This is a genomic window from Paenibacillus sp. FSL R7-0189 (genome assembly GCF_037969925.1).
Taxonomy (GTDB): Bacteria; Bacillota; Bacilli; order Paenibacillales; family Paenibacillaceae; genus Paenibacillus_AQ; species Paenibacillus_AQ odorifer.
The window spans coordinates 3,473,498-3,486,689 of record NZ_CP150223.1 but is presented as its reverse complement, the minus strand read 5'-3'; the positions used below and the strand labels follow the sequence as shown (position 1 = coordinate 3,486,689).

Annotated in this window: 8 protein-coding genes; 4 read left to right on the top strand and 4 right to left on the bottom strand. The window is 45.0% G+C overall.

Annotation, left to right across the window (positions count from 1 at the left end; all coding sequences use genetic code 11):
• Positions 1 to 142 precede the first annotated feature (142 nt).
• Together MKY63_RS15145 and MKY63_RS15140 are read left to right on the top strand one after the other, a co-directional pair.
• A complete protein-coding gene (locus MKY63_RS15145) occupies positions 143 to 1,327 on the top strand; it encodes a copper amine oxidase N-terminal domain-containing protein (protein ID WP_036685319.1) in 1,185 nt (394 codons plus the stop codon).
• A gap of 80 nt (positions 1,328 to 1,407) precedes the next feature.
• Positions 1,408 to 2,847 (top strand): S41 family peptidase, encoded by a 1,440-nt coding sequence (locus MKY63_RS15140; protein ID WP_051491374.1) that lies wholly within the window; start codon positions 1,408 to 1,410, stop codon positions 2,845 to 2,847.
• Between the two features lie 552 nt (positions 2,848 to 3,399).
• Here MKY63_RS15140 and MKY63_RS15135 read toward each other — a convergent pair.
• Both MKY63_RS15135 and lipA read right to left on the bottom strand, forming a co-directional pair.
• The gene (locus MKY63_RS15135) at positions 3,400 to 4,143 is read right to left on the bottom strand and encodes a YutD family protein (RefSeq protein WP_339813395.1); all 744 of its coding nucleotides are present in this window, start codon (positions 4,141 to 4,143) and stop codon (positions 3,400 to 3,402) included.
• Positions 4,144 to 4,345: 202 nt separating this feature from the next.
• Positions 4,346 to 5,251 carry a lipoyl synthase gene (gene lipA, locus MKY63_RS15130; RefSeq protein ID WP_036685320.1) on the bottom strand — a complete coding sequence of 302 codons (906 nt, stop codon included), beginning with the start codon at positions 5,249 to 5,251 and terminating at the stop codon, positions 4,346 to 4,348.
• 254 nt (positions 5,252 to 5,505) lie between these two features.
• Here lipA and MKY63_RS15125 point away from each other — a divergent pair, with 254 nt between their 5' ends.
• On the top strand, positions 5,506 to 6,606 hold the full coding sequence (locus MKY63_RS15125) for a M23 family metallopeptidase (RefSeq protein WP_339813393.1): 1,101 nt from the start codon (positions 5,506 to 5,508) through the stop codon (positions 6,604 to 6,606).
• A gap of 38 nt (positions 6,607 to 6,644) precedes the next feature.
• On the opposite strand, the gene MKY63_RS15120 is transcribed toward MKY63_RS15125, so the two are convergent.
• The gene (locus MKY63_RS15120) at positions 6,645 to 8,345 is read right to left on the bottom strand and encodes a glycoside hydrolase family 13 protein (protein ID WP_339813389.1); all 1,701 of its coding nucleotides are present in this window, start codon (positions 8,343 to 8,345) and stop codon (positions 6,645 to 6,647) included.
• A 123-nt stretch (positions 8,346 to 8,468) separates the two neighbouring features.
• Between MKY63_RS15120 and MKY63_RS15115 the strand changes: the two genes are divergently transcribed.
• On the top strand, positions 8,469 to 9,497 hold the full coding sequence (locus tag MKY63_RS15115) for a LacI family DNA-binding transcriptional regulator (protein WP_094903751.1): 1,029 nt from the start codon (positions 8,469 to 8,471) through the stop codon (positions 9,495 to 9,497).
• A gap of 455 nt (positions 9,498 to 9,952) precedes the next feature.
• On the opposite strand, the gene MKY63_RS15110 is transcribed toward MKY63_RS15115, so the two are convergent.
• Positions 9,953 to 12,982 carry a carbohydrate binding domain-containing protein gene (locus tag MKY63_RS15110; protein WP_339813386.1) on the bottom strand — a complete coding sequence of 1,010 codons (3,030 nt, stop codon included), beginning with the start codon at positions 12,980 to 12,982 and terminating at the stop codon, positions 9,953 to 9,955.
• Positions 12,983 to 13,192: the final 210 nt, after the last annotated feature.

Sequence of the window (13,192 nt, the reverse complement as noted above, 5' to 3'; positions counted from 1 at the left end):
AGGGGATCAAAAAGCTGGAGATTTCAATATCTCCGGCTCTTTTTGGTGTGACAAAACTAACACCAATTGATAGACATAGAGAGAAATCAAATGGTATAATGAGGCTATTTTACAAAGAGTTACATAAAAGGAGAGAGTACTGTTGAAAAAATTATTATCCCTCTTGAGCATAAGTCTTCTGGCCCTGATACTGGCGGTCCCGGCTTTTGCTGCTTCAAAACCGATTGATGTTTATATCAACGGCAGTAAGGTTTCCTTTACCGCAGGAACCCCTTACTTAGCGAACAATTCTGTACTTGTCCCTTTCCGGGTCATCTTCGAAAAGCTTGGACTGCAGGTGCTTTGGGATGCCAAGACTGGAACAGTAACAGGTAAAAGTTCAAATCTGGCGATCAGCCTGAAAATTGGCAGCAACCGTGCAACCGTTAACGGAACCGTGAAAAAACTGACCACCGCACCAGTCTCCTCAGCTGGCACTACATACATTCCTTTACGTTTTATCGCAGAGGCAACCGGAGGCACAGCCGTCTGGAATTCAACCAGCAGAAGCGTCCAAATTACCACCCCAGTATCCAAAGATAAGGACGAAGCAGCGATTACAGCATTAATCCGTTTGTCTAATAAGTATTTCAATGAAGAAAAAGCGATTAGCTTCTATTCCCTTATGGATTCAGAATCCTCTAATGCGGAGTCAGTGGCGGATCTCAATGCATCCTTTGAGATTTTTGATATAAAAAATACTATTGAAAGTTTGGAAATCATTGATATTACAGGCGATGACGCTACTGTTTATACATTGGAAAGCTCTCGCCGGACAGGTGGGGCTTATACGCCAGATACAGAGGACGAATACATGTATACACTTGTCCGCAAGAATGGAAGCTGGAAAATATCATCTGTGGAATCCCAAAGCTCCGTGATACTGCTGACTCGTGAACAAGCTCTAAAAACAGCAGCTAACATTCCTCAAAATGATGCGGATGCCATCAAAGGTAATATCACCAAATATTATCAAGCTATGAATGAACAAAATCCGGCGGCTGTTCTTTCCACCATGACTTCATACGGAGAAGAATATGATACCTCCCTTAAGGAAGATCTGGAAGATTTCTTTACTTCATACGACGTCACTTATACTCCAAGCGTTTCAAATATCTACTATTTTAGCGCCAAAGAAGCAGCTATTTATGTGGAAAACAAAGAGAAAGATGCCAGTGAAGAGGAAACTTTTGAGCAAGGCACTATCTTCATTTTATCCAAGTCGGATAGCGGGGTATGGACTACTGATAACACCTATAGCGTTTACTATAAACTTGTGAAATCCTAAAACCATACGTCACAGAAAGTTAATTCGTGCAGTGTATACTTTCTTATCTTATAAATTATATAAAAAGGGCGTATGATTCCATGAAATCCAATAAAGTAATAAGTGCACTTCTAGGCAGCTGTCTGGCTTTATCCCTAACTTTTGCTCCAGTAGTTTCTGCTGCCGATGCCGCTCAGGCATCTACAGATAACCGTGATCTTATCAATGAAGTCATGAATATTCTGGAGAACTATAACCTCTCCGGTGTAGATAAGGATACTTTGATTCGTGGAGCCATTGACGGCATGGTGAACACCCTGGATGATCCTTATAGCCAATACTTCAATACCGAGGAAGCGGCACAATTTGAACATGATGTTGATCTGGAATACGTTGGTATTGGTGTTAGATTGCAATATACCGCAACAGAACTCTACATCGAAGACATAACACCCGGTTCGCCTGCAGAACAAGCAGGTCTGAAACGCGGTGATACGATAGTCAAAATTAACGGAATCCCCGTTGAAGAGACCGAAGGAGACGAGTTAAGCGGAGCCGCAGGCACCAAGGTCACTCTGCAGGTGCTCCGGAATGGAGTGACTAAATCATTTCGTGTAACCCGAAATGAAATCAGCTCGACTTCTGTTACCGGAACTATTGTTGGACAGAAGATAGCCTACATCACACTGAGTGGTTTCACACAGAATTCCGATGAAGAATTTGCCGCTATGCTGAAAAAGATGCGTGCAGCAGGTATGAAATCGATGGTGCTTGATTTGCGTGACAACTTAGGCGGCTATATGGATTCGGCATACAACATTGTCTCCAATTTCATGGATAAAGGCATCATGATGTATACCTCCGATCAAACCGGAGCACTTACTCCAGTAACGATTACCAGTGGCAGCAAAATAGGCGTACCCGTCGTTATTCTAACGAATGAGTACACTGCCAGCGCTTCTGAGGCGCTTACTGGCGCATTACGCGACAATAAGCTCGCTACCGTCGTAGGCACTCGTTCTTTCGGCAAAGCACGTATTCAGAGCCTGCTTCCAATGTCCAATGGAGACATGCTGAAGCTGACTACGCAGAAATACCTAACTCCAAATAAAGAAGACTTTAATCACATCGGGCTTGCACCGGATATTGAGGTTAAAGGCAAAACTGCGCAGCTGATTACCGCTCTACAGATTGCAGGAATGAAAAGCATTGAGGTTTCCGGTGATCATCATATCTTGAATGTCAACGGGGTTGCCTTTGCTGGTAATGTGGGTCTAATAAAGCAAGGAGATAAGACTTATGCTTCTTCGCTCGTACTAGGTGCACTGATCGAAGGCGACATCACATGGGATGCCAAGAACAAAAAAGTCATCGTAACGAACGGGACAGGTAAAGCGACCGGCTTTACGTTGTCCTCCAAAGAGGCGCTTTCTCAGAACGGCGAGACCTTCATTGAATTAAATGCCTTTAAGAAGAAGTTCCCTGCGCTTGTATGGAGTTACAATGCAACACAGAAACAATTGAAATTATCTGTAAAATAGATCCTTAATCTAGCTAATCATTAAGCTGCTGAATCAAGCAACCATGAGTAAAAACAGGAGTTGTCACATAAGCCATGAAATGGCCGTTGGGACAACTCCTGTTTTTTGTTTAGTTTGATAATATTTGCACCTACGAAACATCTGTAGCACCTATCGGACATGGATGACCCTAATCGCAATATTAATCCACATTTGTTATGCTATCGGACCCCATAGTCGCTATTGGTATAAAAAACACCATAATTACTCCTCTTTCTAACGAATAGCATCATTGGAGTCCGAAACCCTGCTCAAAAGGCTAAAAATTCGCAAATAACGGCATCTGGGTCCTTAAGCCTCGGGGGATGATGAAACTGCTGAGTCAAGCAGCCAACGACTAATAGCATAGAGCAACACTGAACAACACACAGCAACACCACAACACTGAGCAACACACCACAACACTGAGCAGCGATCTCCAAGTACCGGGAGAAACGCTGCTCTGCTATTTTTTATAAGAAAAAAAGCTGGCTCATTCGTAGAAGGACTCTACTTATGGTTCAGCTTTCATCATTAAGGTTGCGAATTTTCTATGTTTTGATTGTTTTGATTGTTTTGATTGTTTTGATTGTTCTGGTTGTTTTGATTGTTCTGGTTGTTTTGAGCGCTTTGAGGTTTTGGTGTGTTTTGGGGCTTCTGAGACTGACCTTGTGGCGGTCTGCCTTGGAAATCCTTTTTGGATTTCTTGCCCTGTGAATCCTTGCCCCGGTGATTTCGGCTCTGATGTTCTCTCACAGGTCTATCCTTCGCCATATTGTCCTTAGAAGAAGTCATCTCTTTAAATGCCAATGAGTGATTCGAGCCTTGCTTAGAGGATGTTTCTTTAGCAGAAAACTCTTTATCTGCAGCCGCTTCATCACTAGCTTCCGATTCTTGATCCAAGGCCTCTTCATCACTCGGCTCTGGTATTTCTTTGATCAAAATATCCTTGAACATGCCTTCTTGTGGTACCTCTTTCAATTTATGCAGCACAAAATAAGCGCAGCCAAAATTGCAGTATTCATTAATATAATCAACCATACCCGAAATCGCTGTATCCCGATTCACCTTAGGATGGTTGTCCCGGTAAAAACCTTTCAAACGTAACTGACTGTAACCCCAGTCACCGATAATATAGTCGTATCTTTCCAGCACCTCGCTATATCTCCCGCGAAATGCCTCCGGATTCCAACCATCCTTATGATCCAACATAAGTTCATAGCCTTTTCCGCCTATTACGATCAAACCTTTTGCCGCCTGCCTTTCTTTGGGAATCATGACGTTGATTATACCGCCATCTATGTGGAATATTGGGCTTTCGGTCGCTGTTCTCGAACCGCTCCTACAGCTCCAATATTCCCCTCCAATGACGCAAATCAACGATTTTTATGGGTAACCTAAGAGCAGAGATTTCAGAACGCTGTCGCTCTTCCTCCTCTTACTAACATTCTCCGTGAATTAAACCACAGAAAAGCAATAATTAGCTAGAAGAAACCGCACGCTCCTCGCGAGCTTGAGCTGCAGACTTCACCTGCTCATGCGCATGATAAGAGCTGCGAACTAGCGGGCCTGATTCCACATGGCTGAAGCCACGCTTCATTCCCTCTTCCTTCAACAGTGCAAATTCCTCCGGTGGATAATATTTCTCGACATTTAAATGTTTTGGAGTGGGTTGCAAATATTGTCCTAAAGTCAATATATCACAATTTACGGCTCGCAAATCATCCATTGCTTGTAAAATCTCATTCCACTCTTCACCGACACCAAGCATGATGCTCGATTTGGTTGGAATATTCGGTTTCATTTCCTTGGCTCTGCGCAGCAATTCCAAGGAACGAGGGTACTTCGCTTTAGCCCGTACACGATCTGACATCCGTTCCACGGTCTCAATATTATGATTAAGAATGTCTGGATTACTGTTCATGACAATCTCAAGACTATTCCGGTCTCCTAAAAAGTCTGGAATAAGCACTTCAACACTACATAACGGAAGGCGTTTACGAATCGCCGCGACCGTCTCAGCAAAAATCTGAGCGCCACCATCCGCAAGATCATCGCGGGCCACACTAGTCACCACACAGTGACGAAGATTCATTTTCTCTGCAGCTTCAGCTACACGTTCAGGCTCCTGCAGGTCCAGTTCTGTAGGCATCCCTGTATTTACTGCACAAAAACGGCATGCGCGTGTACAAATATCACCTAAAATCATGAAGGTAGCCGTACGGTTTGCCCAGCATTCATAAATATTCGGACACCTAGCTTCTTCACATACGGTATGTAAAGTTTTGGAACGCATCATGCTTTTGATTTCCTGATAGTTGTCACCGGTAGTTAGCTTAATCTTAATCCAATCCGGTTTAGGTTGCTTTGCTGTTTTATTAGACAAAATGATAAACCCCGCTTCCTCCTGAATGTGATGCTGCAGATGAAAGTTGCTGCCTCATATTATAACATGTGCGATTTACAATTGCCTGTTTTTGTGAAATATGCAGGGTGTATCATCTGGAGTTTCCAGCGAGATTTTTCTGGTACCTTTAGACAAGAACGGATAAAAAGTAGTATTTTGCACCAATCTATAAAAAAGCTTCATCCGAAGTGACTACATTCAATTTAATGCCCGGACAAAAGGAGGCTGTTATCTTGCTGGCCCTATTTAAAAATATTAAAAACCGGAGAACCCTGTTATGCCTGTCCGCGGCCGCTATCCTTTGGGGTGGTTTAAACCTTCCCGTTGCAGCAGCTGTAGCGCGGCCTACTATCCAACCGGTGATGAGCAGCGGGGATCCCGCTAGTGCTAGCAAAGAAGCGCAATGGTCTGGCCGTAGACAGATTTATGAGCAAATGAGCGCAGCTACTGGTATCCCTTGGTTTAGGTTCGCAGCCATTGATCAATATGAACGCACGCTCGCCAAAAAGGGAGCCTCAGGGCAGCCTGTCTCCACGCGCCTTACAGCCATAAAAATCCCGGCACCGGTATGGGCTGGTCCACTTAATCCGGATCAGGGGGATACTTCCCCTAAATCCATTAGCTTCTTTGATGGTTTTGGCAGTGATGGCTCAGGAGACGGCATTGCTGATCCAGAGAATGATGCGGACGTTCTGTATAGTATGGCTAGACACTTATTGAAGTATGGACAATCCGCTAGTGATTTCAGTATCGGGGTCTGGGAGTACTATCACAATGGCCGCGCCTCGCAGCGCATTACCCAGTTCGCGAAGTTATATGAACATTTTGGACGGCTGGACCTATCCGGCAATGCCTTCCCGCTTCCCCTAAGTAACCTTTATTCTTATCGTAGCACTTGGGGTACTGGAAGAAGCTGGGGCGGAGCACGTATCCATGAAGGAACAGATCTATTTGCACCTCAAGGAGTGCCAGTACGAAGCACCTGCTTTGGCTTAGTAGAGACAAAAGGCTGGAACCGGTACGGCGGCTGGAGAATTGGCATTCGCGATATCGAGAACCGTTACCATTATTACGCTCATCTATCTGGATATAACAAAACCATTTCTCGCGGAGATATAGTCACCCCCGGTGAGATTATTGGCTGGGTAGGCAGCTCGGGTTACGGCAATCCCGGAACACAAGGAAAATTTCCTCCACATCTACACTTTGGCATTTACCGCGATCGCGGAATTACCGAATGGGCTTTTGATCCGTTTCCGTTGCTGAAACAATGGGAGAATCAGGAATATAGAGACTTAAAGAACAAAAGAAGCAAAAAAAGTGCTGTAAATTAGAATAAGGTCCCTTTCCTTAGAGAGGGGCCTTTTCTTTTTTAATACAACATCAAACAGCCAAAAGGTTCAATGCTGACCGTAAGCTTATTATTATTTTTAAAAGTTGCTCCAGACAATAAATCAGTTAATTCGTTCTTATCAGCTCGATATGGGCTAAGCTCTAGTTGGTACGGGTTTGGAGAATTATTGATAATCAGCCCTATCTTCTCGTGCTCCACACCTCGTATGTAGCCAAACACATTACGAACTTCATCAGTAAACCAAGGACGAAACGAACCTTTGCGCAGAACTTCATGGCTTTTTCTCAGAGAAATCAATTGTTGATACCACTTATGCAGCACTGCATTCTGAGCTTGTTCTTGCCATCTCATAGCTTTTCTACAGTGGGGGTCTGTCGCCCCTTCCATCCCAACCTCATCCCCGTAATAGATCATTGGAATACCGATATAGGTCATCTGGAAAAAAACAGCCAGCATCATACGTTCAACAGCGGTACTCACGTGGTCCCAACCACGCCCACCTTCTTTACATGCCGTAAGAAACCGCAGGGTATCATGGCTGCCAAGCAACTGAAACATTGCCGAATTCGCCTGGTCATTATACAATGCCTCCTGATGGAGCAATTGCTCCATAAAGCGAACTGGCCCCGTAGATTGTTCCGCAAAAAATTCCAACACTGCATCACGAAGCACATAATTCATTCCTCCATCGAACTGATCCCCTCTAAGCCATGGCCCAGAAGCATGCATAATCTCACCGATCAGCAGGATTTCAGGATATTCAGATTTGAGCTCTTGCCGAAACCGGGACCAAAAACGCGGATTAACTTCATTGGCCACATCCAGACGCCAGCCGTCAATCCCTGTCTCGCGCACCCAATACTTCGCAACCTCAATCATGTAATTCGCCGTATCCGGATTGTCCATGTTCAGCTTTGGCATATGCGCTTCAGCTTTGGCAAACGTTTCATAATTGGGTACGGGCGTCTGCGTAACCGGAAAGGAATGAATGAAGAACCAATCTTTATACGGAGATAGCTCTCCTTTTGCCAACACATCTTTAAACGCGAAAAAGCGGTCTCCCGAATGATTAAACACAGCGTCTAAAATCACTTTGATTCCATGCCTGTGTGCCTGGCTGACCAGCACCTTCAATCCTTCCATATCCCCAAATACTGGATCAACCTTATAGTAATCGGAGGTATTATATTTATGCTCTGAAGGAGACTCAAATACAGGCGTCATATAAACAACGTTTACTCCTAACTGTTGCAAGTAGGGCATTTTGTCAGAAATGCCTTGTAAGGTCCCTTCGTTATAACTGCTAGGATAGATTTGATAGGTTACTGCATCCATGCTCCATGAAGGTAACTTCAACGCCTCAGAATGATGGAGATATGCATATTGAAAAGAACCCGCACGTTCGCGGCTCTCCGACGCCCCTCTCTCTCCATACCAGACATATTCACCCGCAGGATTAGTTACATGGAATAGATATCTGCATTTTTTCGTAGGGTTCTCAATGACCGCTTCATGTATCTCATAAACACCTGCCGACCCAATCCGCTCCATCTGCAAAGGAACTTCATGCCCCGGAGAATCATAACGGTCTGAGTAGATGACGGTACAGGATAATTGCTGTCCAGCTTGCGTGAACAGTCTGAGCTTCAAGATGCCCGTACCCACAGGATAGGCAAACGGATCTTCACTTGTATGATATAAAAACCATGTATGAGGCATAACTTCCAAACTCCTTTTTTATGCTTTTATCTTTAAATCTATGAGACTCTTTGTGATTAGAGAGACTGCTAAATTTGTGTTATTATGGTTACAAATACCGTTCCGGATTATGAGGGGAAGACAATGAAAGTAACCATTTCTGATATTGCCAAAGCAGCCAATGTGGCTAAATCTACCGTATCCAAAGTATTAAACGATTCCCCAAAAATATCACAGAAAACGAAACACAAAGTTCGCGAAATTATGAAGCAGATGAACTATACACCAAGCAGTATCGCTACTGGATTAGCCAGACAAAGCAGCTGTAATATTGGTCTCCTGGTCGATATGTCCAAGGAAAGTGAATTTCTAAACCAGTTTTTCTACAACATCATCGGTGGAATAGAAAGTGTAATTGCGCCTTTAAAATACGAGCTGACTATTTCCAATGTGCAGCATAGTAGTCCGGAAGGACATTTTCTAAATAGACTTGTATTCAGCAAACGTGTCGACGGAATCATAGCGAATAACTCCGTACTTACGGAAGAGCTTTGCGAAGAACTGAACCGCTTGGAGTTTCCCTACATCTCCATCGGCGAAATTATGACTCCCGGAAGCTGGGTCGATTTCGATAATGAAGCAGGCGGCGGCATGCTGACCTCACATTTAATAAAGCAGGGGTATTCCAAAATAGCCTTCATAGGCGGGCAGCAGCAGGAAAAGATTTATACCCATCGTCTGAGTGGATATTTGCAAGCATTGCAGCAAGCAGATCTTGCGGATCAGCAGCAATGGATTATCAATTGTAAGGCTGATGAACATGAGAGCTATCATGCTGCACTTGAGCTTCTACAGAGCGAAGATCGACCAGACTCCGTAGTATGCATGAACAGCTATGTTGCCTTCGGGGTGCTTCAAGCTGCAAAATCACTGGATATTCATGTTCCATCACAGCTCGGCATCGCAGCTTTTGATGAATATCCTCTGTCCCGTTATACTACGCCTCCTCTAACCTCTCTGAATATCGACACGTTCCAGCTGGGGGTATCTTCAGGCGAGCTGCTGATGCAACGCATTCGTAATAACAACATGCCTACCGGGCATTTGCTTCTCGAGCCAGAACTCATTCCCCGTGAGTCAACCATGAGATCCCAGTTCCCGGCGGGAACTTAGTGAGGAGGCAGAAGCTTGGTTGCGCTGAGTGCTGATTCGGCTTGATTGTCTGGAGTAACTAACTGAGCTTGATTGAGCTTGTGTAGCTGACTGAGCTTTATTGCGCTGAGTGCTGATTCGGCTTGATTGTCTGGAGTAACTGCTTTAGCTTGATCGAATTTGAGTAGCTAAAATGGCTACATCGGATTTAATTGCATTTTGTGCAATAGAAATCCTTATAAGATGGGTAACATTCGATTTAATTGCACTTTGTGCAGTCAAAACTCGTGAAATTGGCAAAAAACAGCCTTTTTCCTGAATTCTACTGTACAAAATACAGTTAAATCTTTCTACCAGCTTCAAACAGAAAGTCTAATTGTACTTTCTGCAATTAAAAAGCTTCATACTGCTTACCAAGGAGCGGCCCCATACGGGAGCCGCTCCTTGTTGTGTTTAAACTGTAGATATTATGAAGCTTATAGATCCTTCCAGCGCTGAACCGTCAGATTTACGGTTTGTGTACCGCCTGATGGCGTAAGAGTTCGATTGGAAAGATCCGATCCATTCGAATTCACCTCCACATTAGTCCAAGCGCCTCGTGTAACTTTGTATTGAATTGCTGTTCCCGCCGGTAGACTTAGTGTGATGGAGTAAATACCATCACTGCCCTTCGTCAGTTGGTAGTTCGGATCTGCCACATTCCAGCTATTGAAGGAACCGGAGAGATAAACGGGACCACTCACAGGAGTAGACGCAGGAACAGTTACTCGGAATGTAACACTATCCGCTTGTGGTTCTCCTGCGGTGATGTTGCCATTCACCATACTCCAGGTGCCCGCAGCAAAATGATAGTTATTGCCGCCATTGTTATCCCATGTGCCACTGCCATTATTAAAGGCTGCGGTCAGCCCAGCTGCCGTGCCCAGCTGAATCGTAACCGCCTTATATCCTGTAAAAGCAGAAGCTTGGAGCTGCTCGCCTGGAGACGTCGTCCAGACCGTTGAACCATCGAGCTTATAATGGATATAAGAGCTGCTATAAGCCGCATTCTTATAATAGATCGTTGCCGTGCTGCCGACAGGTGTTGCCGTTGGCGTTGGTGTAGGCGTTACGGTCGGTGTCGGAGTTGGCGTTGGCGTTACGGTCGGTGTCGGCGTTACCGTTGGCGTCGGTGTTGGCGTTGGTGTTGCTGTTGGTGTTACGGTTGGCGTCGGTGTCGGCGTTACCGTCGGTGTAGGCGTTACGGTTGGTGATGGTGTCGGCGTTACCGTTGGTGTCGGCGTCACTGGTCCACCCGATTGAATATTGCCAGTTGGTGTATAAGTCCAGGTGCCGGCACTAAATAAATAGTTGCTGCCCCCGTTACTGTCCCAAGTACCGCTGCCATTGTTAAAGCAAGCTTCAAGCTGGCTGGCTGAGCCGATATTAATCGTTATTTTGTTGTAGCCTGCTACATCAGAGACAGGTATCGCCACACCTGGTGATGTCGTCCAAGTTCCTCCTACAGGGCGATAATGAATATAAGGCGAGGTATAGCCCTGCTTATAGTAAATAGTGACACTGTTCCCCGCTGGTGTTGTCACTGAAGCAATCGCGCTAAGGAGGGATAGATTGCCTGCTGCATCCATTGCTTTTACCGTATAGTCATACGTAGTACTGGCGGATAATCCGTTATCCGTATATGAAGTAGTTGCGGATGTACCCACTTTGACGCCGTTGCGATAAATTTCATATCCGGTCACACCTACATTGTCGGTGGAAGCGGTCCAGCTTACTAAAGCACTGGATGCATTTTGAACAGTTGCGGTCACGTTAGTTGGTACAGTTGGAGCCACTGTATCTGTAGGAAGCTGTTGTTTTGCATAAATTTTGGCTGCATTTGCACCCACGGTTACAGTGATCTGCTTGCCAGTTGCTCCACCCGATTGTACAGTTACCGTATCCGAAGTGTTCAACTGGTTATAAAGAACCGTCCCGACTGCCAAGCTGCTCTCTGCACGCAGTGGAATGGTAACGGTCTGCGAGCCGCTGGATTTATTACTGAATACGGAGATAACTTCCTGCCCCAGATTAGTTCCAGTGTCGATACGACGTGAAAAAGCATATAAGTTCTGTGCAGACCACATTTCACGTTGAGTGCCTGTACGGAGTGCCGGATTATTTTTCCGAATCTCATTAAGTTTGGCTACGTGCTTGTAGGTGCTGGCATTCTCATTAAAATAATTCTCTAATACATTGCCGTTTGCATCCCGTTTCACCATTGACCAGCGGTTCCAGGTATCGGCGATGCCTCCCGTCATAATCTGTCCATTACCATTGCCTTTGTTCTGTTCCGTACCTTGGAAGACTACGGGTGTTCCACGCACTGTAAAAATAAAAGTCAAAGCGTTCTGCAGCTTATCTACGCTTCCTCCAGCTTCTGTGAGAAAACGATTGCGGTCATGATTGTCGATAAAGGTAACCATGTGATTGGCATTTCCGTTGTAGTAGGAATCCTGTGCCAAGGTGCTTTTAATATTGGAGTCAAAAGACTGCCCATATGCGAAGCTATTTAGAACGGAGAAGAACATTGGGAAATCAAGCATGCCCCACTCCTTGTTGTTGCCGACCCAGCGTGAGACAAATTCAGCATTGCCGTCAAAATTCTCGCCAAAGGTATTAACCCCCAGATAATTTTGCAGTTCACCAATATCAGTCGGCTTCATCAGCTTGGCTGCGTCTACACGCGCACCATCTGCTCCTGTATAGTCAAACCAGCCTTTAATCGAATCAAATACGGCTTTTTTAGCAGCAGGGACATCGAAGTCAATGTCATCCAGTCCGCCTAGATCATGATTTTCTAAGTAATCCTGTGCCCATTGATCGTATCTTCCGTCTGCCAAAGACCAGTTGATATCTCCATTATGGTGATACCAAGCCGGGTTATTGAAAGGAGCTGCTGGCTGCAGACTAGGGATATCATAGTAGGCTTGGGTACCCAGCATATAATCCCCGATATGGTTCGGCACAACGTCGATCACTACCTTGATGCCAACCGCATGTGCGGAATCCACTAACTCCTTAAGCTTCTCCTTTGTACCAAAGTAGGGATTGGCTGCGTTAGGGTCCTTAACATTGTACCCGTGATACGCTGTATTTTTACCGCTGCCATTGTTCTCCCGATTCGTCATTTGCGGCTTCGCCACTGGGGAAATCCAGATCGCGGTGTAGCCCATATTTTTAATATAAGACAGCTTGTCGATCACCCCTTGCCAATCTCCGCCTTTCATATAACGGAAATCTTCTTCAGAGTTCTCGCCATAGCGAATTGCCGCTCCCGTAGCATTGTTGGAAGAGTCCCCGTCATTAAACCGGTCAACCATAATCTGATAAATGGTATCATTCTCGTTAATCGTACCGATGCTGGCCGCATCTGCCTGTTGTGGCGCTAAGATGAATAAATTAATCACAGTAGAAAGAAGAATAGATGTAATCAGAACGGGCACGTACCATAACTTACGTTTCATCGCGCGCATCTCCCTCTCTTATTAAAGCGTATTCATAACACACTAAAACCTACTTCTTGGATTAAAAACGACCTTTCCAGCGATGTTTTTGGCATAGAAACAAACGAATTTTAGGGAAACCGGTTTCCCTACTAAAAATTACCATGACACCAGACGCGTTGTCAAGCCTTAAAATTGAAATGCACAACAAAAAAAGAGCTCCTATTTCGG